The organism is Ruegeria sp. SAZD013 (assembly GCF_059612525.1).
Genome location: NZ_JBXWQT010000024.1, coordinates 1 through 25,182, shown reverse-complemented (window position 1 = coordinate 25,182; position 25,182 = coordinate 1). Strand labels below are relative to the sequence as shown.

General features: G+C 58.7%; 27 protein-coding genes. 11 read left to right on the top strand and 16 right to left on the bottom strand.

Annotation, left to right across the window (positions count from 1 at the left end; all coding sequences use genetic code 11):
- Nucleotides 1-41: 41 nt before the first annotated feature.
- Nucleotides 42-2,423 carry a mechanosensitive ion channel domain-containing protein gene (locus AC2FLU_RS12965; protein ID WP_496808809.1) on the bottom strand — a complete coding sequence of 794 codons (2,382 nt, stop codon included), beginning with the start codon at nucleotides 2,421-2,423 and terminating at the stop codon, nucleotides 42-44.
- Between the two features lie 391 nt (nucleotides 2,424-2,814).
- Here AC2FLU_RS12965 and AC2FLU_RS12960 point away from each other — a divergent pair, with 391 nt between their 5' ends.
- The 7 genes from AC2FLU_RS12960 to AC2FLU_RS12930 are packed head-to-tail and all read left to right on the top strand — an operon-like array spanning nucleotide 2,815 to nucleotide 9,308.
- Nucleotides 2,815-4,029: a glycosyltransferase family protein gene (locus tag AC2FLU_RS12960; RefSeq protein WP_480473823.1), complete on the top strand. Its 1,215-nt coding sequence runs from the start codon at nucleotides 2,815-2,817 to the stop codon at nucleotides 4,027-4,029.
- Nucleotides 4,026-5,273: a glycosyltransferase family 4 protein gene (locus AC2FLU_RS12955; protein ID WP_480605114.1), complete on the top strand. Its 1,248-nt coding sequence runs from the start codon at nucleotides 4,026-4,028 to the stop codon at nucleotides 5,271-5,273. The genes AC2FLU_RS12960 and AC2FLU_RS12955 overlap by 4 nt, the downstream gene beginning before the upstream one ends.
- On the top strand, nucleotides 5,273-6,349 hold the full coding sequence (locus AC2FLU_RS12950; protein WP_496715037.1) for a glycosyltransferase family 4 protein: 1,077 nt from the start codon (nucleotides 5,273-5,275) through the stop codon (nucleotides 6,347-6,349). Before AC2FLU_RS12955 ends, AC2FLU_RS12950 begins: the two co-directional genes overlap by 1 nt.
- Nucleotides 6,346-6,930 (top strand): histidine phosphatase family protein, encoded by a 585-nt coding sequence (locus AC2FLU_RS12945; protein ID WP_496715036.1) that lies wholly within the window; start codon nucleotides 6,346-6,348, stop codon nucleotides 6,928-6,930. The genes AC2FLU_RS12950 and AC2FLU_RS12945 overlap by 4 nt, the downstream gene beginning before the upstream one ends.
- On the top strand, nucleotides 6,927-8,069 hold the full coding sequence (locus AC2FLU_RS12940) for a glycosyltransferase family protein (RefSeq protein ID WP_496808808.1): 1,143 nt from the start codon (nucleotides 6,927-6,929) through the stop codon (nucleotides 8,067-8,069). Before AC2FLU_RS12945 ends, AC2FLU_RS12940 begins: the two co-directional genes overlap by 4 nt.
- Nucleotides 8,066-8,821, top strand: coding sequence for a polysaccharide deacetylase family protein (locus AC2FLU_RS12935; RefSeq protein WP_480554560.1), 756 nt, complete (start codon nucleotides 8,066-8,068; stop codon nucleotides 8,819-8,821). Before AC2FLU_RS12940 ends, AC2FLU_RS12935 begins: the two co-directional genes overlap by 4 nt.
- 10 nt (nucleotides 8,822-8,831) lie before the next feature.
- Nucleotides 8,832-9,308 carry a class I SAM-dependent methyltransferase gene (locus AC2FLU_RS12930; RefSeq protein WP_480554561.1) on the top strand — a complete coding sequence of 159 codons (477 nt, stop codon included), beginning with the start codon at nucleotides 8,832-8,834 and terminating at the stop codon, nucleotides 9,306-9,308.
- Here AC2FLU_RS12930 and AC2FLU_RS12925 read toward each other — a convergent pair whose 3' ends face one another.
- On the bottom strand, nucleotides 9,309-10,451 hold the full coding sequence (locus tag AC2FLU_RS12925; RefSeq protein ID WP_480624121.1) for an alpha-D-ribose 1-methylphosphonate 5-triphosphate diphosphatase: 1,143 nt from the start codon (nucleotides 10,449-10,451) through the stop codon (nucleotides 9,309-9,311).
- Between the two features lie 52 nt (nucleotides 10,452-10,503).
- Between AC2FLU_RS12925 and AC2FLU_RS12920 the strand changes: the two genes are divergently transcribed.
- The gene (locus tag AC2FLU_RS12920) at nucleotides 10,504-11,187 is read left to right on the top strand and encodes a DUF1045 domain-containing protein (protein WP_496808807.1); all 684 of its coding nucleotides are present in this window, start codon (nucleotides 10,504-10,506) and stop codon (nucleotides 11,185-11,187) included.
- Here AC2FLU_RS12920 and phnN read toward each other — a convergent pair.
- The 8 genes from phnN to phnG are packed head-to-tail and all read right to left on the bottom strand — an operon-like array spanning nucleotide 11,169 to nucleotide 17,021.
- Nucleotides 11,169-11,717: a phosphonate metabolism protein/1,5-bisphosphokinase (PRPP-forming) PhnN gene (gene phnN / locus AC2FLU_RS12915; protein ID WP_480605125.1), complete on the bottom strand. Its 549-nt coding sequence runs from the start codon at nucleotides 11,715-11,717 to the stop codon at nucleotides 11,169-11,171. The genes AC2FLU_RS12920 and phnN overlap by 19 nt on opposite strands.
- The gene (phnL, locus tag AC2FLU_RS12910; protein WP_480605126.1) at nucleotides 11,714-12,397 is read right to left on the bottom strand and encodes a phosphonate C-P lyase system protein PhnL; all 684 of its coding nucleotides are present in this window, start codon (nucleotides 12,395-12,397) and stop codon (nucleotides 11,714-11,716) included. Before phnL ends, phnN begins: the two co-directional genes overlap by 4 nt.
- Before the next feature lie 22 nt (nucleotides 12,398-12,419).
- Nucleotides 12,420-13,190 carry a phosphonate C-P lyase system protein PhnK gene (gene phnK, locus AC2FLU_RS12905; protein WP_480518663.1) on the bottom strand — a complete coding sequence of 257 codons (771 nt, stop codon included), beginning with the start codon at nucleotides 13,188-13,190 and terminating at the stop codon, nucleotides 12,420-12,422.
- Entirely contained in the window at nucleotides 13,187-14,047 is an 861-nt protein-coding gene (locus tag AC2FLU_RS12900) for an alpha-D-ribose 1-methylphosphonate 5-phosphate C-P-lyase PhnJ (RefSeq protein WP_480605128.1), read from the bottom strand. The genes phnK and AC2FLU_RS12900 overlap by 4 nt, the downstream gene beginning before the upstream one ends.
- Nucleotides 14,048-14,050: 3 nt before the next feature.
- Nucleotides 14,051-14,896, bottom strand: coding sequence for an EamA family transporter (locus AC2FLU_RS12895; RefSeq protein WP_496715032.1), 846 nt, complete (start codon nucleotides 14,894-14,896; stop codon nucleotides 14,051-14,053).
- Complete coding sequence (locus tag AC2FLU_RS12890; protein WP_480870837.1) at nucleotides 14,893-15,984, bottom strand: carbon-phosphorus lyase complex subunit; 1,092 nt, start codon at nucleotides 15,982-15,984, stop codon at nucleotides 14,893-14,895. The genes AC2FLU_RS12895 and AC2FLU_RS12890 overlap by 4 nt, the downstream gene beginning before the upstream one ends.
- Nucleotides 15,985-15,987: 3 nt before the next feature.
- Nucleotides 15,988-16,563, bottom strand: a complete 576-nt coding sequence (phnH, locus tag AC2FLU_RS12885) for a phosphonate C-P lyase system protein PhnH (RefSeq protein WP_480622836.1) — start codon at nucleotides 16,561-16,563, stop codon at nucleotides 15,988-15,990.
- Nucleotides 16,563-17,021, bottom strand: a complete 459-nt coding sequence (phnG, locus tag AC2FLU_RS12880) for a phosphonate C-P lyase system protein PhnG (protein ID WP_496808806.1) — start codon at nucleotides 17,019-17,021, stop codon at nucleotides 16,563-16,565. The genes phnH and phnG overlap by 1 nt, the downstream gene beginning before the upstream one ends.
- Nucleotides 17,022-17,124: 103 nt before the next feature.
- On the opposite strand from phnG, the gene phnF reads away from it, so the two are divergent.
- Nucleotides 17,125-17,835, top strand: a complete 711-nt coding sequence (phnF, locus tag AC2FLU_RS12875) for a phosphonate metabolism transcriptional regulator PhnF (RefSeq protein ID WP_480518651.1) — start codon at nucleotides 17,125-17,127, stop codon at nucleotides 17,833-17,835.
- Nucleotides 17,836-18,037: 202 nt separating this feature from the next.
- Here the strand turns inward: phnF and phnE (AC2FLU_RS12870) are convergent, their stop codons facing one another.
- The 4 genes from phnE (AC2FLU_RS12870) to phnC all read right to left on the bottom strand — a co-directional run bounded on the left by phnE (AC2FLU_RS12870) (nucleotide 18,038) and on the right by phnC (nucleotide 22,141).
- Complete coding sequence (phnE, locus tag AC2FLU_RS12870; protein ID WP_496808805.1) at nucleotides 18,038-19,405, bottom strand: phosphonate ABC transporter, permease protein PhnE; 1,368 nt, start codon at nucleotides 19,403-19,405, stop codon at nucleotides 18,038-18,040.
- Entirely contained in the window at nucleotides 19,402-20,283 is an 882-nt protein-coding gene (gene phnE / locus AC2FLU_RS12865; RefSeq protein WP_480518647.1) for a phosphonate ABC transporter, permease protein PhnE, read from the bottom strand. Before phnE (AC2FLU_RS12865) ends, phnE (AC2FLU_RS12870) begins: the two co-directional genes overlap by 4 nt.
- 66 nt (nucleotides 20,284-20,349) lie before the next feature.
- Complete coding sequence (gene phnD, locus AC2FLU_RS12860; RefSeq protein WP_496808804.1) at nucleotides 20,350-21,252, bottom strand: phosphonate ABC transporter substrate-binding protein; 903 nt, start codon at nucleotides 21,250-21,252, stop codon at nucleotides 20,350-20,352.
- A 67-nt stretch (nucleotides 21,253-21,319) separates the two neighbouring features.
- Entirely contained in the window at nucleotides 21,320-22,141 is an 822-nt protein-coding gene (gene phnC / locus AC2FLU_RS12855) for a phosphonate ABC transporter ATP-binding protein (protein ID WP_480554577.1), read from the bottom strand.
- A 161-nt stretch (nucleotides 22,142-22,302) separates the two neighbouring features.
- On the opposite strand from phnC, the gene rpe reads away from it, so the two are divergent.
- A complete protein-coding gene (gene rpe, locus AC2FLU_RS12850; RefSeq protein WP_480554578.1) occupies nucleotides 22,303-22,992 on the top strand; it encodes a ribulose-phosphate 3-epimerase in 690 nt (229 codons plus the stop codon).
- Nucleotides 22,993-23,053: 61 nt separating this feature from the next.
- Here rpe and AC2FLU_RS12845 read toward each other — a convergent pair whose 3' ends face one another.
- Nucleotides 23,054-23,254, bottom strand: coding sequence for a hypothetical protein (locus AC2FLU_RS12845; protein WP_480518643.1), 201 nt, complete (start codon nucleotides 23,252-23,254; stop codon nucleotides 23,054-23,056).
- Between the two features lie 120 nt (nucleotides 23,255-23,374).
- Between AC2FLU_RS12845 and AC2FLU_RS12840 the strand changes: the two genes are divergently transcribed.
- Complete coding sequence (locus AC2FLU_RS12840) at nucleotides 23,375-24,559, top strand: alpha/beta hydrolase (protein WP_480554579.1); 1,185 nt, start codon at nucleotides 23,375-23,377, stop codon at nucleotides 24,557-24,559.
- Between the two features lie 114 nt (nucleotides 24,560-24,673).
- On the opposite strand, the gene AC2FLU_RS12835 is transcribed toward AC2FLU_RS12840, so the two are convergent.
- Nucleotides 24,674-25,182 (bottom strand): EF-Tu C-terminal domain-related protein (locus AC2FLU_RS12835; protein WP_496812001.1); only part of this gene is annotated, 509 nt, incomplete at its 5' end.

Here is a 25,182-nt window from a genome sequence, read left to right as displayed (position 1 = left end):
CACCTCATCCGAGACTCAACACAAAGCGGCGGCGGGACTCTCTACCGGTCGTCGCCATCCGGCCCGATATCGTCCAGATAGTCCTCGTCAATTGCGGCCTGAACAGCCCCTGTCACAGCCTCACGCTGTTTTGGTGTCAGGTCTTCCGCCTCTTTGCCATCTGCCAATCTTACAGTGACCTCGCGATGCGCAAACTTGATCCCCTCTCGCGCGAACAGCTCGCGAATGTCCTGATAGACCTTTTTGCGAACCAGCCACTGGTCGCCGGGTTTCGTCATGAACTTGACCCGGATGATCATCGCTGAATCCTGCATCTCGATCACGCCCTGTGACTTCAGCGGTTGGATGAAATTGTCTCCGATTACGGGATCGGCCAACAGTTCCTGACCCAATTTCTTGATCAACTTGCGAACCTTCTCGACATCGGTGTCATAGGTCACGCGCAGCGGCAGCTTCATGATCACCCAATCGCGCGAATAGTTGGTCAGCACTTTGATCTCGCCAAAGGGAATGGTGTTCAGCGCACCCAGATGGTGACGCAGTTGCATGGACCTGACCGAGATTTTCTCGACCGTCCCTTTCACATCCCCAATGTCGATATATTCCCCTTTCCGGAACGCATCATCCAGCAGGAAGAATGCGCCGGAAAAAATGTCGCGCACCAGCGTTTGCGACCCGAAACCCACGGCCAGACCAACCACACCGGCACCCGCAAACAACGGGCTGACATTGATACCCAGTTCCATCAGGACAATTAGTACGATCGTGACCACGACAACAGCCAGAATTGCGCCCCGGAAAAGTGGCAACAACGTTGCCAGACGGCTTTGCCCGCCTTCGCCGCCTTCGTCGCCCAGTTCAACCTCGGTGCCATCGTCGGATTCTTCAGCGATCTTGCTGTCGATCCAGATCCGAAAGAAATGAAACAGGATGTACCCGATAAACAGGACGACCATCACATCCAGCGCACGTTCTACCGGCAGATCCTCGCTCCAGTCCGCGTTCGGGTACCATATCACGACAAGCGCATAAGCCCCGAGCACGAAAGCCAGAATTCCGGCTACCCGGCGGGCCAGGTCTTCATAAGTAAGAAGATGCTGCTTCGGCTGTTCAGCCTCGGGTATATCCGCCGCCATGACGCCTTCATCCGCTGCCTCGGCTTCCCCGTTTATTTCGCTAATCACGCGCGAGCGGTCAAAATACCGCTCCAGCAGGTAGTTCATTGCACCATAGGCCACGACCACGGACATGAAGATCAGATAGCTGCTTGCAATCAACGGCAGCGGTGTCGGATGCTCCAGCGCCAGATCAACAGCCAGACGGAACCAGCTGAACACGACATAGATGATCAATGCCGGCGCCCAGCCAAATGACACAAACCGCAGCAGCCAAGACACCTGTTCGGATGCCCGCCCACCCCGGATCGCGTTCGAGATGGCACGGGCGTTGAATAGGATCATCAGAATATTACCCAGCGCGCCCAGCATCGTCAGACCGCCATACACCATGGCGTAGACGTTGTAGTTCAGTCCAAAATCAGCGACCCAGGTGGAAAACAGGACGACCGAAATATCATAGGTCGCCAGCACGGACGCCCAGATGTACAGCCTGCGCGCATTCTTGTCCGAAAAGGGCGGTAATCGATATTGGCTCAGATAAGGCGACAGGACCATGCGCCACAGGTCCGACACCGTGCGCGACAGGAAAAAAGCCGTAAAGATGGCGGTGATCGTGAACTGGACCGAGATATCCTCGGCCTCGCCAAAGATCAGATACCCGACGATCAAAGCCATGATCATTGCAAAGACCGTAGCACCGATCCCCATCAGGAACCGGAACAGCAGGAACGGCATCTTTTCCCGATAACCCTGTGGTTCGTCCTTGATCCGCGCCACCACCCAGCGGCGCGCGAACCGTTTCCCGTAAATCTCGATCGACAGCCACCGCCCAAGTAACAGGAACAGGATATTCCAGCCCAACACCTCGACATAGGTCTGGATACGGCCATCTGGGCTGGTCTGGCGCAGGATGTACTGTACTTCAAAAATAGAATAGGGCAGCGCCTCGAGACGGGAATTCATCGACTCGCGGAATTTCGAGAACCGCTCTTGCGCCTTCATCAGCTGCGAACCGTCACCCATCGGGTTGCTCGAATCGCTGTCCGCGCCCCCCGAACCTGCATCCTTTCCACCTGCCGTTGTCACAACCTGACCGGCACTGTCGATGACAATGACACTCGCGCCTGCATCGCTGGCAGCACGGATTGCAGCGGCCAAATCACTTTCCTTGTCGGTCCCGGACGAACTACCCGACCCGGAAGAATATCCGGGAATCAAGGACGTCTGCGCCAATGCACCAGTGGGAACGCTCAGAAAAATGGCCCACAACGCCAAAAAAAATACGGCCGGAAAGTTATTTCGCATTGGGTCTTGCATCCAGTTTTTGCCGATATTGGCCAGATTACAGAAGCGTTTCAGGCAGTTCAAACACTCGCATCACTCCGTCTCAATATCGTGTTTGGACGTGTTCTTGGCGCACTCTGATGCTCGCAGGTGTTTTCAATCTTGCCATAATTGAATATGACCGGGCAAAAGTTTCAGGTCCGACCCGATTGCCTTCATCGGGATCCTTATGCGATCTTCTCTAGCTGTGGTGCGATATGCCGCGAAGTTGTCAAAACGCTGTTGCCAAATCGCAATGCTTGAAACATTTGCAAATGCGCAAATCCGCCTTTGGCAAGCGTGGCATTGAAATATACGGTAACGCTAGCGAACGCGCGGATTTCGCTCTGGGATCAAGAAGACGGGCAACACTATGAGCCTTGGCACAACCAATTCTAAACCGGACCGCGCGCCGCGTATCCTGTTTTACAGCCATGACACTTTCGGTCTGGGGCATTTGCGCCGGTCCCGCGCCTTGGCTGCGGCAATCACGCAGGCGGACCCAAGCGCCTCGGCGCTGATCCTGACGGGTTCACCCGTGGCAGGCCGTTTCACTTTTCCGCGCCGGGTTGACCATGTGCGCCTGCCCGGTGTGACCAAGCGTGCGGACGGCTCGTATGCTGCGCGCACAATCGGAATGGGGATCGACGAAGTAACCGAATTGCGTGCGGGATTGATCCAGACCGCGGTTCAGCAGTTCGACCCAGACGTGTTGGTGGTCGACAAGGAACCGACAGGGTTCCGGGGTGAGCTGTTGCCAACACTGAAATATCTCGAACGCCATTGCGGTACGAAACTGGTTCTGGGCCTGCGTGATGTGCTGGACGAACCCGAAGTGCTGGCCGCCGAATGGGCACGCAAAGAAGCCATCGAAGCGACCGAGCGGTTCTATCATGAGATCTGGGTTTACGGATCACAGTCGATCTACGATCCGACGCAAGGATTGCGGCTGAGCGCGTCAGCGCGATCGCGTATTCACTGGACGGGATATCTGCGCCGCGATCTCGGCCCGGTCGGGGAACCGCCTCAGCAACCTTATATCCTGATCACACCCGGCGGCGGTGGCGATGGTAAGGCGCTGGTCAACCTTGTGCTGTCCGCCTACGAGAAAGACCCAGACCTGTCGCCGCGTGCCGTGTTGGTCTATGGCCCATTCCTGTCGGGTGAATTGCGCAACGATTTCGAAGCACGGGTTGCCGCATTGAATGGTCGCGTAACTGCGGTTGGATTTGAATCGCAGATCGAAACGCTGTTTGCAGGGGCCGAAGGCGTGGTCTGCATGGGTGGATACAACACGTTTTGCGAGGTTTTGTCCTTCGACAAACGGGCCGTCATTGTTCCACGCACCACACCTCGTCTGGAACAGTGGATAAGGGCCTCACGCGCGGAAGAGCTGGGGCTGGTCAAGATGCTGGACGAACGACGCGACAGCCTGACACCCGACGCAATGATCCGTGCCATCCGCAATCTGCCGCACCAATCTGTGCCGTCGCATGCCATCCAAAGTGGATTGCTGGACGGTTTGGACTATGTCACCGACCGCATTGACAGCCTGCTGACACGGGAACAGAAACGAGCCACTGGATGAACTCGGCCTCTCCCAATCTGGCGGTTGTGGTCAAAGGCTGGCCGCGACTGTCCGAAACATTTATCGCTCAGGAACTTGTTGCCTTGCAGGAAGCCGGGCACCGATTTGACATCTGGTCTCTGCGCCGTCCGACCGACACCAAACGTCACCCTTTGCACGATCGATTCTTGGGGCAGGTTCGCTATCTGCCGGAATACCTGCATGAGGAGCCACAGCGGGTGTGGGCGGCCCGCACTGCCGCCCAAGACCTGCCCGGCTATGCCGAGGCCTACAAGATCTGGCGGCACGACCTGCGCCGCGATCCCACGCCGAACCGCATCCGCCGGTTTGGGCAAGCATGTGTTCTGGCCGCCGAGTTACCCGCCCAGACGCAGGGGCTCTATGCCCATTTCATGCACACCCCCTCGTCCGTCGCCCGATATGCGGCCATCATGCGCGGTCTGCCATGGAGCTTTTCCGCCCATGCCAAGGATATCTGGACCTCACCGGACTGGGAAAAGCGTGAAAAGCTGCAGGCTGCAACATATGGGGCCGCTTTCGGAGCCACCTGCACGGCAATCGGCGCGGAACACCTGCGCAGCCTCGCTGATGACCCCAACCGCGTGGACCTTATCTATCATGGCCTGGACCTGTCGCGCTTCCCCGAACCGCCAAAGCGCAGGATACGCGCCGCTGGCGATCCGTTTCACATGATTTCCGTTGGGCGGCTGGTTGAAAAGAAGGGCTTTGACCGCCTTATTGCGGCCTTCACGCTGCTGCCGGAAAACCTGGACTGGCATTGGACCCACATTGGCGGCGGGGGTCTTGGGGACTCACTACACAAACAGGTGCGCGCTGCTGGTATCGTGGACCGCATCACCTGGAGGGGGGCCTGCGATCAGCCCGAGGTGATCGAAGCCATGCGCAAGGCCGACCTGTTTGTTTTGCCCAGCCGTGTTGCTGCGGACGGGGACCGGGATGGATTGCCGAACGTGTTGATGGAGGCCGCATCGCAGCAGTTGCCAATTCTGTCGACACCGGTTTCGGCCATCCCGGAATTCATCCAATCCGGAACGCATGGCGTGCTGTCTGATGACGACCCGGCTGCATTGGCTTCGGCCATTTCAGCTTTGGCCGCTGATCCGGAAACGGCAGCATCTATGGCGCGTGCAGCCTATGACCGCCTGATTGCAGATTTTCGAATGGAACCCGGTATTTTACGGCTGTCGGCACGGCTGAAAACCCTGAGCATGGAAGACGCGTAATGGCGCGGGTCGCGTTTTATGCGCCAATGAAATCCCCCGGCAGCCAGATACCCTCGGGCGACCGCGAAATGGCGCGAAACCTTATGCTCGGCTTGGCGGCGCAAGGGGATAAGATCGAACTGGCCTCGGACCTGCGCATCTACGACAAGATCGGAGACCGGGACCTACAGCGAACCCTTGTTCGCGCGGCTGAGATTGAAGCGCAGCGGCTGAGCGCCGAATTGCCCTTTGATACAGATCTGTGGGTGACTTATCACAATTACTACAAAGCACCCGACTTGCTGGGCCCCAAGGTCTGCCAGGCGCGCGGCATCCCATATGTGCAACTGGAAAGCACGCGCGCATCAAGCAGGCTGAACGGGCCGTGGGCCGATTTTGCCCAAGCGGCGCATCAGGCGTGTGATGCAGCGGATATCATATTCTACCACACAGCCAATGACCTGATTACGTTGGAACGGGACCGTTTTGGCAAGCAGGCACTGGTTGAATTGCCGCCATTTCTGCCTGAAACCGGGTTGCCTGTGGCTACGACCGGGGACGGCCCCATGCTGGCTGTCGGAATGATGCGGCATGGGGACAAGCTGGCGTCCTACTGGATTTTGGCCGAGGCCCTTTCGCACCTGACATGTGACTGGCGCCTGAACATCGCGGGGGACGGTCCGGCGCGGCCTGAAGTCGAAACCCTGATGGCGCCATTCGGAAGCCGGGTGCACTTTCTGGGCCAGCTCGACCGGGCGGCCTTGCAGAATACCTACCAACGCGCGTCCCTGCTTGTCTGGCCCGGTGTGAACGAAGCCTATGGGATGGTCTATCTTGAGGCGCAGGCGACAGGCCTGCCCGTGGTCGCACAGGATCGTCCCGGCGTTCGGGACGTGCTGGCACCTGCGGTTTACCCACCGGTTGAAGCTGGGGCCAGAGGGCTTGCCGATCACATGCAAAACCTGCTTGAGGATACCGCGCAGCGCCACGCGCTTGGGGAGAATGCGCGCAGCTATGTGGCCCGGCGTCATCTTATACCTCAGGCGACCGCGCGGTTGTGGGCGCATCTACGGCCCTTGTTGAAGGATGTATCATGACCCGTCTTGCACTACTTCGCCACGGGCATACCCACTGGAACCGCGCGGGGCGCATTCAGGGGCGCAGCGATATTCCGCTGGATGACGACGCGCGGTCTGAGCTGGCCGGGTATCGCTTGCCTGATCCATGGGCCGCCGCCGATATCTGGTCCAGCCCCTTGCTGCGCGCCAGCGAGACGGCACGCATCGTGTCTGGGCGCGCCCCGAAAACCTCGGACGCGCTGATAGAAATGAATTGGGGCGACTGGGAAGGACTTCGAGGCGTCGACCTGATCGCCGATGAAACCAGCGGGTATCGCCATATCGAAGACTGGAGTTGGGATTTTCGCCCGCCTGACGGTGAAAGCCCTGCCGAGGTCTGGACCAGGCTGCACCCCTGGGTGTCCGGGCTGCGGCAGGATACAGTCGCGGTCTGCCATATTGGCATCATGCGGGTCATTCTCGCCCAGGCGTGGCGCTGGGATTTTGATGGTCCCGCCCCCTTCAAGATCAAGCGCAATCGGCTGTATATCGTCGATATGAATACGATGACCGCAGATCCGGACCCTGTTCGCTTGATCAAACATGGGCCGCTGCCATGAAGGTGATGATCGTTGTCACGCACCTGTTGGGAACAGGGCATCTGAGCCGGGCTCTGACATTGGGCCGGGCCTTCCGGGATGACGGTCACGAGGTCATGGTCGTCTCGGGCGGGATGCCTGCGCCTCAACTAGACAGCAGCGGGCTAACCCTGTTCGGTTTGCCACCGCTCAGATCGGATGGAGCCAATTTCACGCGGCTTCTGACTGAAAGCGGTGCCGAGGCCGATGCTGATTATCATCGCGCGCGCGTGACAGCCATGGTGCAGGCGGTAAACAGCTTTCAGCCGCAAATCCTGATAACCGAGCTTTTCCCCTTTGGCCGCCGGTCGCTGGCAGTGGAATTCGACGCGGCCCTGAATGCGGCACGGGCCCTGCCTCAGCCTCCGGTCATCCTGGGATCGATCCGCGATATTCTGGCCCCGCCATCCAAACCTGCCAAGGCCCAGCGTACCGAAGATATCGTCACCCGCTTTTATGACGGCATTCTTGTTCACTCGACCGAAAGTGTCACACCGCTTTCGGTCAGTTGGCCGGTGTCGGACCGATTGGCGGAACGGCTGCATTATACCGGTTTTGTTGCGCCGGAACTGCCTCAACCGCATCCGCAGTCCGTTGGGCAGGGCGAAATCCTTGTCAGCGCCGGCGGCGGTTCCGTGGGGCAACCGATCTTTCGCGCGGCCATCGAGGCCGCCCGCCAGATGCCCAACAGGCGCTGGCGCCTGTTGATCGGCGGGACGGATGCCAAGGTAAGGATCGCAGAGCTGTCCCAACTGGCTGAAGGAACCTCGGCAATTCTGGAACCTGTGCGCCCCGATTTTCGCCAGATGCTGCCCCATTCGGCGGCATCGGTCAGCATGTGCGGCTACAACACCGCCATGGATATTCTGCAAAGCGGAACACCCGCTGTTTTTGTCCCATTCGATGATGGCAAAGAGGTTGAACAGGGGCTGCGTGGGCAAAGCCTGTCGAGTTTTCCAGCCATCGAGGTGCTTCTCAGCCGAACCCTGAGCGGGCAGGCGTTGGCGCAGGCCGTAGAGCGCGTCATTTCAGATGGACCCCGCGCGCAGCAGGACTTCGGATTTGATGGCGCGGCCCAAACCGTGGAGATCGCCAAGCACCTGCTGGAACGGCGTAAATGAACCCGGACTGGCACCCACTTGAGGTCGAGCTGACCCATTGGCATGCAGCGGGCCTTTCGTTGCCGTTGTGGTGGCGAGACGATGACGCGATCGACCCGACACCACAGTTGGACCGGCTGTCCGATCTGGCCACGCAGTTAGGCCTGCCGGTGCATCTGGCTGTCATTCCGCACGGGGCAACCGCTGCGCTGGCCGACTATGTTGCGCACGGCGAAACTCTCATCCCTGTGGTCCACGGTTGGTCCCACACGAACCATGCGCCCGCCGGTGAGAAGAAAGCCGAGTTTCGTCTCAACCGTCCGTTGGACCAGGTTGTCGCGGATGCCGCGGCAGGATTGTCTCGCCTTGGCGCCTTGTTCGGCAACACCCTGCGGCCGATGTTTATCCCTCCGTGGAACCGCATTGCACCAGAAGTCATCGAACATCTTCCATCGCTGGGGTATCGCGTTCTTTCAACGGCAACGCCCCGCAGAACAAAAATGGCGGCAGCGGGGCTTGAGCAGGTCAACACACATCTTGACCCGATTGACTGGCGGGGTTCATGCGGTCTGATCTCTCCGGACCGCCTGATCGCACAGACAGTTAACCTCCTGCGGGACAGGCGCGAAGGCCGCGCAGACAACGCCGAGCCTTTTGGAGTATTGACCCATCACCTGGTCCATGATCAGGACATCTGGGCCTTTACCGAGGCGTTGCTGAAACATCTGCTGGACGGTCCTGCCACACCCTGGGTCGCACCAAAGAACGAGTGAGGACATCGTCATGAGCCGACTGGATTCCATGCTGCGCCGACTGACGGCCCAACGTGACGGGCTGAACTGGGCAGCCGAACAGATCAGTGGCCAGCCCGGCGATGTGCTGGATATGGGTTTGGGCAATGGTCGCACCTATGACCACCTGCGAGAAATTCTGCCGCACCGCCGGATCTGGGTGATGGATCGTGTGCTGCAATGCCATCCCGAAAGCACCCCACCGGCCGAAGATTTCCTGCAAGGCGAAGCTGAACCCATGCTGCGGAAACTGATGGCCGAGGGGCACAAGATCGCGTTGGCGCATTATGATTTCGGACGCGGCATCAAACACGAAGATGTGGCCGAGGCCGCGCGCCTCAGCCCGTTGATCGCGCAAGTGATGCAGCCCGGTGGGTTGTTGATTTCCGGCCAGCCCCTTGTCGGCATCAACCAGATCAAAGGGCCCGAGACGATCGCGCCGGACCGTTACCTGTTCTATACGGCCTGATCACGCCACACGGCGACCGCGCGCCCAAACCGAGTTGAGGGCTGGCACACCCGCGCGCATCCGGAAACGGATAACATCGGCGCGGGCATTGGCGCGCAACTCGCCACGATCCTCCAGCCTGGCGGCCTGCGCCGGGGCCAATGTGACGGTCTTCATTCCACGCGCCATATCGCCCCACATTTGACCCAGCATGACCGCAGACAATAACAAGGCCGACGGCACGTAATCCGAGGACATTACGTCCAGATGCCCAAGCTCGGCCAATTCGCGGGCCGCAACATTGCCGGAATGAGAGCCACCGCGTACAACGTTTGGCGCACCCATCATAACCTTGATACCATGTTCATGACACGCCCGTGCGGCCTCCACCGTTGTGGGAAACTCAGCCAGCCGAATGCCGTGACCTGCCGAGACCTTCACCTGATCTTCGGTCGTATCGTCATGACTGGCAAGAACGGCCCCAAATCGGCGCGCGGCCTTGACGGTTTCGACCTCGTGCACATCGCCGTTGCGATCACGTAGGCTTTTCAGCTGAGCCACATGCTGAAAGAACGTATCATCGTCCATTGCATATTTGCCCTTCAGAAAGGATTCCAGCTTGCCCATGTCGCGAAACTGACGCTGGCCGGGGGTGTGATCCATGATGGACACAAGGCCGACCCTATCCTCGGGTCCAAACTCGTCCAGTTCTTCGATCAGTGTCTCGGAACACACCTCTGCCCGCAAATGCAGGAAATGGCTGATCTTAAGCGCATCCTGCTCGCGCAGTTCCCACAACTCCCGCGACAGGCCGCGGGCATATTTTCCGTACCGTCCGGCGCCGGACGGGATTGAACCAACCCGCATCGCATCGAACACACTTGTTATCCCCACGCTGGCCAGTTCCGCGTCATGGGCCAGAATGGCGGCGGCATGGGGCCAATGTACATTGGGGCGCGGCTGAATATGGCGTTCAAGATTATCCGTGTGCAACTCGACAAGACCGGGGCTGACATAGTCGCCTTCACAGTCTATCGCACCTGCGGGAACTGCACTCCCGGTGTCAATTTCGATGATAGTGTCATCCACAATTCGAACACAGCCGGTGACAGTTTCATTCGGCAACACAAGCGTGGCATTGGCAAGGATCAAGTCTTCTGTCATCTGAACTTCACACAATCTGAGGTATTGGAAGGCCACTTAATAGGAGGCCAATGTGACATTCACGCGATACGCGATCTATTTTGCGCCGCCCGCCGGGGCGGCCTGGACGGATTTTGCGACCAGCTGGCTGGGCTGGGACATGGAAAAGGGAATGCAGGTCGCGCATCCGATCATAGGTGGCATCGACATTGCCTCCGTCACAGATGTGCCACGCAAATACGGGCTGCACGCGACATTGAAACCGCCGTTCCGGTTGCGCGATGGCCTGACCTTTGAAGCATTGCACCAGGCGTGCATAGCACTGGCTGCAAACCGGCAGCCCATCACACTCGATGGTCTGGAAATTGCCCGCCTTGGCCGGTTTCTGGCCCTGTGCCCGCTGGGTGAAACGCAGGCGCTGAATGCGCTGGCCGCGGCCTGTGTTCGCAACCTCGACCGGTTTCGCGCACCTGCCACTCAGGCTGAACTGACGCGCCGCCGCGCCGCCGGGTTGACCCCCGAGCAGGACGACAATCTGACCAAATGGGGTTATCCCTACGTGCTGGACGCGTTTCGATTTCACATCACGCTGAGCGGCAAACTGGACAAGCCGACCCTCAGGGCAACGCAAGAAGCACTGCAAACCCATCTGAGCCCTTTGCTGCCACAGCCCTTCCAGATCACTGATCTTGCCCTGATGGGCGAGACGGAAGATGGGTGGTTTCACCTGATCCATCGCTACGCGCTTTCCAGTTGAAGGCGGCGCAGGATTTCGGCGACCGTGTCTTCCAGTGCGCCGGAATTGTCGACTTCGATGACCCGGTTCAGACCATCCGGCAACTCCGCGTTGGCGCGACACAACCGCCGCGCCTGCTCGTCTGCGCTTTCCCGTCCCCGCGCGGACAGGCGCCGCGCCAAAACTCCGGCATTTGCCGTCAGAGAGATCACGATCAGGTCTCCAAACACCTTCTGCGCCTGTAAAAGAACCCGGCGAGAAAGATTGACCAGAACCGCATTCGCCCCCTGACGCTGTCGCAAAATCTCAGCAGGGATTCCGTAGAACAGACCATGCGCGGGCCAGCTCAGCGCGAAAGCGCCTGCCTGTTCCATCTGCTGGAATTCTGCGACCGAAACCCGGTCGAAATCCTCGCCTTCTTCGCCTGCGGGGCGGGTGATCACCCTTCGCACCCGCCGGGCGCCGCGCACCTGTGCCTCCAACGCTTTCATAACACTGTCTTTGCCGACGCCCGAGGGGCCAACAATCGCTATGACAGGGGCAACTGTCATGCCACCAGTCCCGGCGTGAAGTCGGCGACATTGACTTCGCGGTCACAGACACGCTCACGTGCATCGAGGTCGTGGAATATCCCGACAATCGCCGCGCCACGCCCTTTTGCCTCTTCAATCAGCGACAACACGGTTTCGCGGTTCTGCGCATCCAGGCTTGCCGTCGGTTCGTCCAGCAACATCACCGGGTAGTCATGGGCAAAGCCACGTGCAATGTTCACCCGCTGCTGTTCCCCGCCTGAAAAGGTTGTGGGGCTCAGGGTCCACAAGCGCTCAGGAATGTTCAGCCGCTTCAACAACCCGGCGGATTTCTCCAGCGCTTCTGTCCTGTCGCAACCGACGGCCAGCAAAGGCTCTGCCACAACGTCCAGCGTCGGCACCCGCGGCACGACCCGCAGGAATTGACTGACATAGCCCAGCGTTTCCCGGCGGAGGGTCAAGATCTGGCGCGGCTCGGCTTTTGCCACGTCCAGACCTCCTACCAACACCTGACCAGAGGCCGCCAGGTAATTGCCATAAATCACGCGCATCAGCGTGGACTTGCCCGCGCCTGACGTCCCCGTCAAAGCAACGCACTCACTCGGTTCAACCTTAAGCGACGCGTCTTCCATCACCGGGATAACGGCACCGCCCTGATTGTGCAGGGTAAAGCTTTTGCTCACATTGATCAGTTCAATCATTGCTTCACCTTTTCCCAAATACTCAAACCTGCAGAACGCTGGACACAAGCAGCTGCGTATAGGCGTGTTGAGGATCATCCAGCACCTGATCGGTCAGCCCGGCCTCAACCACATGACCATCCTTCATCACCATCAGCCGATCGGCCAGCAGGCGCACTACGGCAAGGTCATGGGTCACGATGATCGCGCTCAGCCCCATTTCACGCACCAAGCCGCGCAAGAGGTCCAGCAACCGCGCCTGAACCGAGACATCCAGCCCCCCGGTCGGTTCGTCCATGAATACCAGCCTCGGACCGGTCACCAGATTGCGGGCAATCTGCAAACGTTGCTGCATTCCGCCCGAAAACGCGGTGGGCCGGTCATCAACGCGGGCCGCCTCGATCTCGACCCGACCCAGCCAGTCAATGGCCTTGTCTCGGATGTCACCATAGTGGCGCTCGCCCACGGCCATCAGCCGTTCACCAATATTGCCTCCGGCACTAACTGACATCCGCAGCCCGTCACGTGCATGCTGATGCACAAAGGCCCAATCGGTACGGCTCAGCATCCGGCGTTCGGGCTCCGACATGGTCACCGTATCCACTGGCCCATTCGCGCGCGTGTCAAAGATCACTTGCCCTGCATCAGGAACCAGATGACCGGCCAGACAATTCAGCAGGGTCGACTTGCCCGAGCCACTTTCACCCACGATCCCCATCACCTCTCCGGGATAGAGATCAAAAGTCACATCCGTGCATCCGATCCGCGCACCATAGAGCTTTTCGATGCCCTTGGCCTGCAACAGGGCGGTCATGCCGCGTTCTCCTCGGCCAGTCGGCCCATATGGCCCGCTTCGCGGCGCGACCGGCAATAATCAGTGTCCGAACAGACAAACATTCGGTTGCCCGCATCATCCATGATGACTTCATCCAGATAGCTATCCTCGGCCCCGCACAGGTCACAGGGATGATCGGCCTTGGTGGCCTCGAACGGGTAATCCTCGAAGTCCAGGCTCACGACCCTGGTATGTGGCGGCACTGCGTAGATGCGCTGCTCGCGCCCGGCACCGAACAGCTGGATTGCATCCATTTCAAGCTTCGGGTTGTCGAATTTCGGGATCGGGGACGGGTCCATCACATAGCGGCTAGACACTTTCACCGGATAGGCGTAAGCGGTCGAGATCGCCCCGTGCTGGCTGATATCCTCATATAGCTTCACATGCATCAGCCCATATTCTTCTAGGCTGTGCATCTTGCGTGTCTCGGTCTCGCGCGGTTCGAGGAAGCGCAGAGGTTCCGGGATCGGCACTTGATAAACGATGATCTGATCTTCGCGCAACTTTGCCTCGGGGATGCGGTGGCGGGTCTGGATCACCGTCGCCTTCTCGGTTTCCTCGGTCGTCTCCACACCTGCGGTCTTTTCAAAGAACTTGCGGATCGACACCGCGTTGGTCGTGTCATCCGCACCCTGATCGATGACCTTGAGCGTATCCTCAGGCGTCAGCGCCGCGGCCGAGACCTGCACCCCTCCGGTGCCCCAGCCATAAGGCATCGGCATTTCACGGCTGGCAAAGGGCACCTGATACCCCGGAATAGCGAGGCCCTTCAGGATGGCCCTGCGGATCATCCGTTTGGTTTGTTCGTCTAGATAGGCGAAGTTGTAGTCAGACATGGGTCAACTCCGGCTCATGCGCAGAAGGATCGCACCCGCAAGGGTCAGCGCGGTTGAGGCGACCTTTTTCAGGTCGAGCCTTTCGTTTAGGAAGGTCACGCCGATGATCAGTGCAAAGATGATCGAACACTCGCGCAAGGCAGTGACCAACGCGATGGGCGCTTGGGTGAAAGCCCAGACAACCAGAACATAGGCGGTGAATGAGGCCGCGCCGCCAAGGACCGCCAGCCGCCAAAGGCTGGCTGCCCGCCGCAACAACCCCGGTCGCGCAACCCGCGCCACCAGGGCAAAGCCCAGCGCATTCGCCGCCGTCAGCGTGCCGAAGAAGCCCAGCGCTGTTCCCGCAATGCGCGCGCCTTGTCCGTCGACGATGGAATAGGCGGCGATGAACAACCCAGTGATCAGCGCCAGCCCTGCAGCAGCCATATTGAAATTGCCATCCGCGCGCCGCACCAGCGCGATCGAGGCTATCCCGACCGAGACCATTGCCATCGCCAATAGCTCGGCCTGGCTGAACGTAACCCCAAAGAACAGCGCCGTACCAAGCGCAACCAAGAGCGGCGAGGCACCGCGTGCGATCGGGTAGACCTGGGTCAGGTCGCCGATCTTGTAGGCCTGAATCAGAAACAGCTGATAGCCCAGATGCAGCCCGATGCCTGCCAGCAGGTAGGGCCAGCACGTCCAATCGAGCGGCTGGGCAAACGGCAGAAGAAGGAGGCCGGACAACCCCTGCCCCATCACCACAGCCGTCATCGCGGCGCTTTTGTCCGACCCACCCTTGACCAACGCGTTCCACGTGGCGTGCAGCAGCGCTGCCAGCATTACCACCAGAAAGACAAACCCGCTCATTCCGCAGCCTCCTTTGACGTGATCCGCGCGTCAGCCTCGCGGCGCAGTTTGCGGACCAGTTCAAGCTCGGACTGGAAATCCACGTAATGCGGCAGCTTGATGTGTTCGAGAAAACCGGTCGCCTGAATGTTGTCCGCGTGGCTCAGAACAAATTCTTCATCCTGCGCAGGCGCGCCCAGATAGTCTTCGCCCAGTTCCTTCCACCGCAGCGCGCGATCAACCAAAGCCATCGCGATGGCCTTTCGTTCGGATTGACCAAAGACCAGACCATAACCGCGCGTGAACTGAGGCGGCTCGGTTTTTGAACCCTTGAACTGGTTCACCGTCTCACACTCGGTCAGTTCGACCTCGCCGATATCGATGGTAAACCCCAACTCAGGGATGTCCATTTCAACCGCAACCTTGCCGATCCGCAATTCACCCACAAACGCGTGGTTGCGCGCGTAACCGCGTTGGGTGGAATAGGCCATGCCCAGCACGAAACCCTCATCTCCGCGTGTCAGCGATTGCAGGCGCAACGGGCGACTGGCAGGGAATTCCATCGGTTCGCGCGTCAGGTCGCCGGGGGGTTCATCACTTGCCGGTTCGTCCTGAATGAGGTCCTCGTCCTTCAGGAATTCGGTGATATGCGGCGTCGGTTCCTGCCGTGCAGGACCTTCCGGAGCATTCGGGACATCACCATTCGCGGCCAGTTTGAAATCCAGCAAACGGTGCGTATAGTCGAAAGTCGGCCCCAGAACCTGCCCTCCGGGCGCATCCTTGAACGTGGCCGAAATCCGGCGGTCGCAGGCCATCTCACCCGTTTCGACCGGATTGGAGTAGCCAAAACGCGGCAGCGTCGTGCGGTAGGCGCGGATCAGAAAGATCGCCTCGATCAGATCGCCCCGCGCCTGCTTGATCGCCAGCGCAACCAGGTCGGGGTCATATAGCGAACCTTCCGCCATGACCCGGTTCACTGCAAGGCTCAGCTGTTCCCGGATCTGCGCAAGGCTCAGTTCAGCCACATCGGTCGCACCCCGGCGCTCTTCGGCCAGCCAGGCATGGGCGTTCTCGATGGCTTTTTCGCCCCCTTTGACAGCAACATACATCGCTTAGGTCTCCGACGTGATCTGCGTGCTGCGGGGCAGGGCCGCAACCCTGTTGCCACAGGTAAAAAAGAAATCGCACCCCAGAGGATAGAGCATCGCATTCCCCTGAAGCGCCGGAACATCCGGCAGCGACAAGCACGCGGTCTTTTTGATGCCGGGGCCGCTCAGAACGGCACCGCACTGCTCTAGCCGGTCGCATTCCACAATCAGGGTTGCAGAACGATCCGGGTATTCCGGCGTTCCGATGCGATAGGCGTTAAGCGGTCCCAATGCGTTCCATGTGCCAACGGCAAAATCAGCCTTTGCTGCGGATACGAGCGGTGCGCCCGAGTGGAAAGTCAGCCAATTGCGGATTGCTTCGGTATCGGTGCCTCCGGCCAGATGAACCCTGGTCTCGGGGTCGCACAACGTCAGCAGCAGTGTACCAGCCGCCACGGACAGGGGCGCTGGGGGTTCGCCGCCCGACAGGACACGTATGTAGCCCGGGCGCGCCATAACGGTCATCGCAGCGCGGAACGCATGTGCGGCATCGACAGGTGCGTTTTCAAAGCCCCCGGAAAACTGTGTTTGCGCGGCCATCAATCTTCCCCCCGAACCAGCGTGAAAAACTCAACCTTGGTGGCCGCTGCCTTGGCCGCGCGTGTGCTTTTGACCGCCTGCATTTGTTGCTGAAGCGGGTCGAGCAGCCGCGCCTGTACCTCATCTGCCGCCGCGGTCTGCATCATCGCATCAATCAACGCTGCGGCTTCGGCCTTGGGTTTCGACCTGCCCTGAACATAACCGTGACCAACCGTTCCATCCTGCAACACCACAGAACAGCGCGTGACCGTCATTTCGCCCATATTGAACGGCGCTCCGGTACCACCGGTGCGACCGCGCACCATCACGCTCCCGACCTCCGGACGGCGCAGCCAGTCAAAGCTCGGGCGGGTCTCAATCCCATCCCACAAGGTCATCAGGGTGTCGTCAGGTGCACGGGCCAGCAAACTCATCCAATCCCTGCGCGCCCCGGTCGTGATTTCTGTCTGATCTGTCATCAAAGCCTCTTGGCCGGGTTGTCTATTTGAACTATACAACTAGACAAATATTAGCCTGCGTGCGCGCAACACGCAATCTCCAACTGTGTGAAGATTTGATGACATGAGCAAAACGCCGATCTGGAAAAGCATCGCCTTGCGCCTGACCTCGGACATTGCCGAAGGGCGGTATCAAACCAGTGACCGCCTGCCGACCGAAGCGCAGCTGGCCGCCAAATACGGTGTCAATCGCCACACAGTGCGGCGCGCATTGGCCGACATGTCGGAACAAGGTCTGGTTCATGCCCGGCGCGGTGCGGGCGTTTTTGTGGCCGCGCGGCCAACCGACTATCCGATTGGCAAAAGGGTTCGATATCACAAGAACGTCTCGGCCAGCGGCAAGATACCGGGAAAGAAAATTCTGGCCCTGACGACACGCGCGGCAGATGAAGCCGAGGCCGAAGCACTGGGTCTGAGCAAAGGCGACCCGGTGCATGTCTATGACGGGTTATCGCTGGCGGATGGGCAGCCCATAGCCGTTTTTCAAAGCGTCTTCCCGGCAGAACGCTTTCCAAACCTGTTACAGGCGCTGACCGAGACCCAGTCAGTAACAAAAGCCCTGCAACGCAGCGGTATCGCGGACTACACCCGCATCTCGACCCGATTGACCGCGCGCGGCGCGACAGCAACGCAAGCCCTTCACCTGCAACTGTCCGAAGGTGCCCCGGTGCTGTTTTCGGTCGGCATCAACGCGGACCCGGACGGCAGACCCGTCGAATATGGCCGAACCGTATTTGCTGGTGAGCGTGTCACGCTGACGCTGAACGAAGAGTAAACCACAACCCCTGCCGCTCGACCTCGACCTCCTGCCGGGGGTCGCATCCCGTTGGGCATGGTGCGAAAATCGGTTCAGCTGCCTTTCGGGTCAGCATTATTCTGAATATGGGATGAACGGTAATGGAATAAGCTCTGTGACGCTTCTTCAAACGGTTGCGCCGCACTGAACCGAGCTGTTTTCTTGTCACTCCAAACCCGGTTCAGGGCAACAGGAACGGTTTGGGGTCGGGCGTGCGCGGCCAGCGCTTTTTACCCGCCTTACCCTCGATCAGACGACGGCGCAGCCAGCCCGAAAACCAATCCATCAGCATCACCATCAGAATGATCAGGATGATGTAATAGGCGACCTCTTCCCAGTCTTTCTGCGTGATGATTGCCTGCGTCAGCAGTAACCCAATGCCGCCGCCCGTGATTGCACCGATCACCGTCGCACTGCGGGTGTTGGATTCGAGGAAATACAAAAGCTGGCTCAGCAAAACGGGCGTAACCTGAGGGATAACGCCAAACCGATACCGTTGCGGGGCGTTCGCACCCGTGGACTGCACACCTTCGATCTGCTTCTGATCCACGTTTTCCAACGCTTCCGAGAATATCTTGCCGAATGTCCCGGTGTCCGTCACCAGAATGGCAAGCGCACCGGTCAACGGGCCGGGGCCAAAGGCGCGGGCCAGAACCACAGTCCAGATCAACGCGTCTACGCCGCGCACAAAATCGAATACACGCCGTGTCGCAAAGCGGATGGATGTCATCCGGTTGAAATTGCGCGTCGCAAGGAAGGCCAATGGCAGGGCCACAATCGCCGCGCCAAACGTGCCCAGAAATGCCATCAGCATCGTCTCGAAGATGGCCCAGGCCACATCCTGATGGCGCCACATCTTGTTGGTCCAGAAATCATTAAAGATCGCACCCGCCTCGCCCGACACCGCGCGTCCGGCCAGTTCCGGGAAGGACTTGCCTAAATAAGGACTGTCCAGCGTGAACCAGAACAGTTCCCACCCCGTGAAATAGCGAAATACCTCGGACCGGTTGCGGGTGACAGTCAAACGACCTGCGTCCGTTGTCACAGACAGCCGGTTTTTAGAGACGTTGATCCATTCCGGAACCTCGCCCTCCGGCAACTCCGCCTGTACACCGGCCGAACGCGTGGGTGTTGCGCGAATAGTGCCATAGCCGGGAATGTCATACTCCACCGTCTGCGAACCGAAACGCACGACATGACCCTTTTCAAGGTCGATCACAGTCGTCTCGCCCAGTGCCACCCACTCCGGGGCCTGCCCTTCAGGATATGCCCCCTTGCGCTCACCCTCGATGGCGGCAGAGACTTCACCGGTGCGATTATCCCGCGCGATATGCGTTTTGTAGCTATAGCTGTCAGCCACCAGCGTCTTGCCGTTTGCCCAGTTTGCGCGCCCCACAAGGCCCGACACGTCAAAAGCAAAAAAGACATAGATCAGATAGACGAAAACCAGAGCAGGCAACCCGAAATTCATCAGCCTCTTGCGGTTGAACAAGCGATCTGCTTCGGCTTTGAGGTCATCGACAGTCAGATTGGTTGCGAAGGTGCTCATGCCAAAGCTCCTTTTTCCGAGCCGTGGGTCAGACGGTCGCGCAGGTAGCCAGACAGCTGGTCGACGACCACGATTGTCACGAACAGAAGGATGAAGATGGCCGCGGCTTCGTCATAACGCCCCTGCCCCCAGGACATGGCATTGCGAAGCTCGTAACCCAGACCGCCTGCCCCAACAAATCCAAGAATGGCCGAGGCACGGATGTTGATCTCGAACCGCAGCAGCGCGTAGCTGACATAGTTCGGCCCGACCTGCGGAATCACCCCCAGATACATCCGCTGTGACCAGTTGGCACCCACGGAATGCAGCCCATCCACCGGTTTCAGCGAGGCGTTCTCGTTCACCTCGGAAAACAGCTTGCCCAATGCGCCAGCAGTGTGAATCGCGATGGCGATCATCGCGGGAACCGGGCCACCGCCCAGAATGAAGATCAGAACCAACGCAATTACGATCTCGGGAATGGCGCGGCAGATGTCTGATATTCGGCGAAATAGCGGGATCAATGACGGCCAAAGCGCCATGCCGCGTGTCGACATCAGGGCGAAAAACGTTCCGACAATTGTGCCGACAAGCGTCGCCGCCGCCGCGATGTTGATTGTCTCGACCAGGGCTGGGAAGAACGAGACCAGATTGGCTGGCATTTCGGCAATCTTTTCCCCCGCTTCGGACAGAACCTCTTTGGGGTAATCAAGGATACGGTGCCAGCCATCGACAAAGCTGCCGGCATTCCGATTGTCGGCTGTGCGAAACCCTGCCGCCATCAACGACAGGAACAGGATCAGGAGGATACCACCATAGACCCGCTTGCGCCGTGTCATCGCTGTATAGTCGTTGCGGATCTGATCGACGGATAAGGACCCTGCGGTAAGGTCTGTCATGGAATGCTCCTGAAGGGAAAACGGGGTCCGGTACATCGCCAGACCCCGATCATTGGATATGCAGTCTTAGTTGGACTTCAGCTTTCGCGCTTCTATGATGACCTCGTAGGCCTCATGCGTGATAGGATCAAAGCTCTTGGCCTCACCCGCGGCCACGCCGTAGAAACATTCGCGGTCTTTTTCATCCAGCGTGTTCCACAATTCGGTAACCTGAGCTTTGACATCCTCGGGCAGAGCCTTGCGCAGTACAACCGGACCTTCCGGGATCGGTGCCGATTTCCAGATCTCGACCAGATCGTTCATGTCGACCAGACCAGCATCCACAGCGCGGCGCAGTGCGCCCGACTGATAGCCGTCTTCCCACTCGCCGAGACCATCGGCCCAGGTCACACCGCCATCTACGTCACCGTTTTTCACCGCAACGATGGTCTGCTCGTGACCGCCGGTGAATTTCACCTCAGCAAAATAGTCACCCGACTCCATGGTTGCTCCGGTGGCCTGGGGAATCTCAATCGACGGGATCAGATAACCCGAGGTCGAATTCGGGTCGCCAAAGCCGAAAACCTTGCCCTTCATGTCCTCAAGTGAGGTGATGCCGCTGTCCTTGTGTGCAAACCCAACCGAGTAATAGCCGTAGCCGCCATCGGTGTTCACCTTGACCAGTACCGGCTCAACCGCGTCGGGGTCGCTCAGATAGGTTTTGGCATAGCCCGACGCACCCAGCCAGGCGACATCAATCGTGCCGCCCAGCAGCCCCTGAATCACTCCGTTATAGTCGGCAGGGGCAAACAGTTTGGTCGGAACGCCCAACAGTTCTTCGGTGTATTCGCGCAGACACTCGTTTTTGCTCATCCGGTCCTGAGCGTTCTCGCCACCCAGAATGCCGATGCGGAATTCGCTGATTTCTTCGGCCATGACCGGTGCAGCCAGTGTTGTGGATGCGACCAAGGCAGCAATCAGTTTTTTCATCTGTCTCTCTCCAGTTTGATAACCCCGGCCTCTCACCGGGCCGGGCGATGAAAGGGGTTGGGATGGCTCAGATGGTTGCTTCTGCTTCCATCAGCGCCTTTCGCGTGGCGTCGAGCGTTTCGATTTCCGTTGATGTCGCTTCTTCCGAGAAGCTGGCATCGGCGCCATAGATCTCGCGGGCGACGCCTGTGGTCAGTTGCTCGGGCAGCCCATCGAAGACGATGCGCCCGTCGCGCATCCCAACCACGCGGTCGCAATAGCGACGTGCTGTGTCCAGCGTGTGCAGGTTGGCGATGACGGTACGGCCATCTTCTTCGTGGATGCGGCGCAGCGCCTGCATCACCACCTGTGCATTCATCGGGTCCAGCGAGGCAATTGGTTCATCCGCCAGAATAATCCTCGGGTCCTGCATCAGCGCCCGCGCAATCGCCACGCGCTGTTGCTGGCCGCCCGACAAGGCCTCGGCCCGTTTCGGAGCGTGTTCCGCAATTCCCAACCGGTCCAGAATGTCGATGGCACGGTGAATTTCATCCATCGGGAACAGGTTGAACATAGCGGCCAGCGTCGAATGACGGTTGAGCGTGCCATGCAGCACGTTCGAAACCACATCCATGCGCGGCACCAGGTTGAACTGTTGGAAGATCATCGCGCAATCAGCCTGCCAGGCGCGTTTCTCACGGCCTTTCAGTTGGGTGATGTCCCGACCCTCAAACAGGATTTCGCCTTCGCTGGCATCCGTCAGGCGGTTAATCATCCGCAGCAGGCTGGACTTACCCGCGCCCGACCGTCCGATGATCCCGATCATGCACGGCCTGTCCACATCCAGCGTCGCGGCATTCACGGCAACATTGTCACCAAAGCGTTTGGTCAGTTTCTTGATACGCAGCACGTGCCACCCCCAATTCGTGTTGGCGGACTGCTAAAGATGCCGTTCAAAGGATATGTGTCAGCGTAGTGAAAGTTTTGTAACGCCCCGGCGCGCGGGGGGTATCCATCGCTCCGCCTCACGGGTATACGCATCCGCGACTCTTCAGCTGACACGAGGCCAATATGAGCTTTGACCGCACCATCAAGATCGCGCCGTCCATTCTGTCCGCCGACTTTGCCAATTTCGGGCAGGAAATTCAGGCCATCGAAGCGCAGGGCGCGGATTGGGTCCATGTTGACGTAATGGACGGCCATTTCGTCCCGAACCTGACCTTTGGCCCGCCAGCCGTCAAAGCCTTCCGCCCGCATGTAAAGACGGTCATGGACGTGCACCTGATGATCACGCCGGTCGATCCATACATTCAGGCCTACGCTGATGCAGGCGCTGACATTCTGACCGCGCATGTCGAGGCGGGGGCCCACACCCACCGCACGCTGCAAGCAATCCGCGCCGCAGGCATGAAGGCAGGCGTCGCCTTGAACCCGGGCACCCCGGCTGAGGCGGTCGAACACCTGCTGGACCTCACCGATCTGGTCTGCGTCATGACCGTGAACCCCGGCTTTGGTGGCCAGAAGTTCATCGACATGACCAGCAAGATCCGCAAATTGCGCCAGATGATCGGTGACCGCCCGGTGCATATCGAGATCGACGGCGGTGTTGATCCCCAGACAGCACCCCTTGTTGCCGCAGTGGGGGCTGATGTGCTGGTCGCAGGGTCGGCTGTCTTCAAGGGCGGTTCGGTGGATCAACCCGAGGTATACGGTCAGAACATCCGGGCCGTTCGGGCAGCGGCGGAAACCTCTCTGGGCTAAAACTGGCGTCCGTTTATTAGCACGCTGGAATTCACTTATTTTAAAGCTCAGCCGGTTTCGACTAACGCAGAAACGGGCTGAGCTTTTTCAACCGCGCTTGCGGCAATGCCAAACGCTGAGCCAAATCAACATCCCCATCCAAAAGCGCGCGGCAAATCTCTCCCTCCAACTCATCTGCGATACGTAGCAACAAAAGGGCAGCTTCAGTGGCAGTTTCGGGTTGGCCGATAGCAGTTTTCGGGTGCAAATTATTTGTCGACATCTGTGGCATTATCTTCAGTCCCGGTTAGCCTCGCGATTGAGCTTACCCGTTCACGAACAACGGCACCGTTGACTTATCGTTGTTATATCGTTGAATTTTAACACAACGATGGAGGCCTGCATGAGGCAATGGGAATTAAATCCAGACGATGGCACACTTTCATCGGACCAGGGTAATTCCTCAGTGTCACCCAAAGCATCCGAAGTTCTGGCCTTTATGATTTCTCAGACAGGCGTCGTTCTGTCCAAGGAAGAAATTCTAGCGGCGGTCTGGCAGGATTTGAACGTGAACCCGGATCTGGTACGGGAATACATCTTTGAAATCCGAAAAGCGCTCGGCGATAGCGCCAAAAATCCGCTCTATCTAGAGACCGTGGGGCGACGTGGCTTCCGCCTATTGGGCGCGATATCCATAAAACCGGATGAAGAGCCAAGCTCAGGCAACGGAGTTCCAAATGGTCAACCGTCCTCTTTGCCGCCAGTAAAGTTCTGTCGTTCCTATGACGGAACATCCATAGCTCATACCGTTTCTGGTGAAGGTTATCCTTTGCTGATCTCAGGAAGCTGGATGACACATCTAGAGCAAGACTGGCAAAGCCCAGCTTTTGGCGACTATATTCGACACCTTTCACAACATTTCTCTGTCATCCGTTATGATCAGCGCGGAAATGGGATGTCTCAATGGAAAGATGTCGACATCAGCTTTGACCGCATGGTCGATGACATGGAAGTTGTCGTCGACGCCTACGGCTTTAAAAACGTGGCAGTTTTGGGATTGTCACAGGGTGCGTCCGTTTCGGTGGCATATGCTCTTCGACATCCCGAACGCATTTCCCACCTTATCCTCAGCGGGGGGTATCCGCGGGGACGCAGACAACGTGGAAATGAAGTTGAATTTGAAGAAAGCGAAGCCCTCGTAAAACTGATCCGTACCAGTTGGGGTAACGATAACCCGGCAATCCGCCAAATTTTGACAACGATGTTCATGCCGGATGCCACCAAAGAAGAAACACAATGGTTCAACGAATTTCAGAAGCTTTGCGGGCCAGCTGAAAATATTGCCCAATTTCGCGCGATGTTTGACGATATTAACGTAATCGATATGTTGCCGGATGTCACAGTACCGACTTTGGTGCTCCACAGTGATATGGACGCTGTGGCACCACTTTCTGAGGGGAAGCTGCTGGCCTCAGAAATCCCAAACGCGTCATTTGTCCAACTAAGCAGTCCGAACCATTTACTTTTTGAGACCGAACCGGACTTTTCCAGAATGATGAAAAATATAAACGATTTTATCCGAACCTGAGAAAACCCTACGATCTATTGCATTCATCACACTCTTAGGGACAACAAGCGCATAGCGACAGAAAAAGGGCGCCCCGAAGGGCGCCCTTTCCGTCTAAACATTCGCTTGTGCGAATTATTCAGTAATCTTCGACACGACGCCGGCGCCGACGGTGCGGCCGCCTTCGCGGATGGCGAAGCGCAGGCCCTGCTCCATCGCGATCGGTGCGATCAGTTCAACGCCGAACGACACGTTGTCGCCGGGCATGACCATCTCGGTGCCTTCCGCCAGGGTCACGGTGCCGGTCACGTCAGTCGTACGGAAGTAGAACTGCGGACGGTAGTTCGCGAAGAACGGGGTGTGACGGCCGCCTTCTTCCTTGGTCAGGATATAGGCTTCGGCTTCGAACTTGGTGTGCGGTGTCACCGAACCCGGCTTACACAGAACCTGGCCACGCTCAACGCCGTCACGATCCACACCACGCAGCAGGGCGCCGATGTTGTCGCCCGCTTCACCGCGGTCCAGCAGCTTGCGGAACATTTCAACGCCGGTGCAGGTGGTTTTCGCGGTGTCGCGGATGCCGACGATTTCGATCTCGTCGCCAACGTTGATCACGCCACGCTCGATACGGCCGGTCACAACGG

What these genes read in the sequence shown, in the direction of transcription:
- AC2FLU_RS12960 (WP_480473823.1), top strand. Translation starts at nt 2,815, where the DNA reads ATGAGCCTTGGCACAACCAATTCTAAACCGGACCGCGCGCCGCGTATC.
- phnF (WP_480518651.1), top strand. Translation starts at nt 17,125, where the DNA reads ATGAGCAAAACGCCGATCTGGAAAAGCATCGCCTTGCGCCTGACCTCG.
- phnL (WP_480605126.1), bottom strand. Translation starts at nt 12,397, where the DNA reads ATGATTGAACTGATCAATGTGAGCAAAAGCTTTACCCTGCACAATCAG.
- AC2FLU_RS12845 (WP_480518643.1), bottom strand. Translation starts at nt 23,254, where the DNA reads ATGTCGACAAATAATTTGCACCCGAAAACTGCTATCGGCCAACCCGAA.
- AC2FLU_RS12935 (WP_480554560.1), top strand. Translation starts at nt 8,066, where the DNA reads ATGAACCCGGACTGGCACCCACTTGAGGTCGAGCTGACCCATTGGCAT.
- AC2FLU_RS12965 (WP_496808809.1), bottom strand. Translation starts at nt 2,423, where the DNA reads ATGCGAAATAACTTTCCGGCCGTATTTTTTTTGGCGTTGTGGGCCATT.
- phnH (WP_480622836.1), bottom strand. Translation starts at nt 16,563, where the DNA reads ATGGCCGCGCAAACACAGTTTTCCGGGGGCTTTGAAAACGCACCTGTC.
- AC2FLU_RS12930 (WP_480554561.1), top strand. Translation starts at nt 8,832, where the DNA reads ATGAGCCGACTGGATTCCATGCTGCGCCGACTGACGGCCCAACGTGAC.
- AC2FLU_RS12900 (WP_480605128.1), bottom strand. Translation starts at nt 14,047, where the DNA reads ATGTCTGACTACAACTTCGCCTATCTAGACGAACAAACCAAACGGATG.
- AC2FLU_RS12945 (WP_496715036.1), top strand. Translation starts at nt 6,346, where the DNA reads ATGACCCGTCTTGCACTACTTCGCCACGGGCATACCCACTGGAACCGC.
- phnK (WP_480518663.1), bottom strand. Translation starts at nt 13,190, where the DNA reads ATGACCGCCCTGTTGCAGGCCAAGGGCATCGAAAAGCTCTATGGTGCG.
- AC2FLU_RS12950 (WP_496715037.1), top strand. Translation starts at nt 5,273, where the DNA reads ATGGCGCGGGTCGCGTTTTATGCGCCAATGAAATCCCCCGGCAGCCAG.
- rpe (WP_480554578.1), top strand. Translation starts at nt 22,303, where the DNA reads ATGAGCTTTGACCGCACCATCAAGATCGCGCCGTCCATTCTGTCCGCC.
- AC2FLU_RS12895 (WP_496715032.1), bottom strand. Translation starts at nt 14,896, where the DNA reads ATGAGCGGGTTTGTCTTTCTGGTGGTAATGCTGGCAGCGCTGCTGCAC.
- AC2FLU_RS12840 (WP_480554579.1), top strand. Translation starts at nt 23,375, where the DNA reads ATGAGGCAATGGGAATTAAATCCAGACGATGGCACACTTTCATCGGAC.
- phnN (WP_480605125.1), bottom strand. Translation starts at nt 11,717, where the DNA reads ATGACAGTTGCCCCTGTCATAGCGATTGTTGGCCCCTCGGGCGTCGGC.
- AC2FLU_RS12955 (WP_480605114.1), top strand. Translation starts at nt 4,026, where the DNA reads ATGAACTCGGCCTCTCCCAATCTGGCGGTTGTGGTCAAAGGCTGGCCG.
- phnD (WP_496808804.1), bottom strand. Translation starts at nt 21,252, where the DNA reads ATGAAAAAACTGATTGCTGCCTTGGTCGCATCCACAACACTGGCTGCA.
- phnE (WP_480518647.1), bottom strand. Translation starts at nt 20,283, where the DNA reads ATGACAGACCTTACCGCAGGGTCCTTATCCGTCGATCAGATCCGCAAC.
- AC2FLU_RS12925 (WP_480624121.1), bottom strand. Translation starts at nt 10,451, where the DNA reads ATGACAGAAGACTTGATCCTTGCCAATGCCACGCTTGTGTTGCCGAAT.
- AC2FLU_RS12890 (WP_480870837.1), bottom strand. Translation starts at nt 15,984, where the DNA reads ATGTATGTTGCTGTCAAAGGGGGCGAAAAAGCCATCGAGAACGCCCAT.
- AC2FLU_RS12940 (WP_496808808.1), top strand. Translation starts at nt 6,927, where the DNA reads ATGAAGGTGATGATCGTTGTCACGCACCTGTTGGGAACAGGGCATCTG.
- phnE (WP_496808805.1), bottom strand. Translation starts at nt 19,405, where the DNA reads ATGAGCACCTTCGCAACCAATCTGACTGTCGATGACCTCAAAGCCGAA.
- phnG (WP_496808806.1), bottom strand. Translation starts at nt 17,021, where the DNA reads ATGACAGATCAGACAGAAATCACGACCGGGGCGCGCAGGGATTGGATG.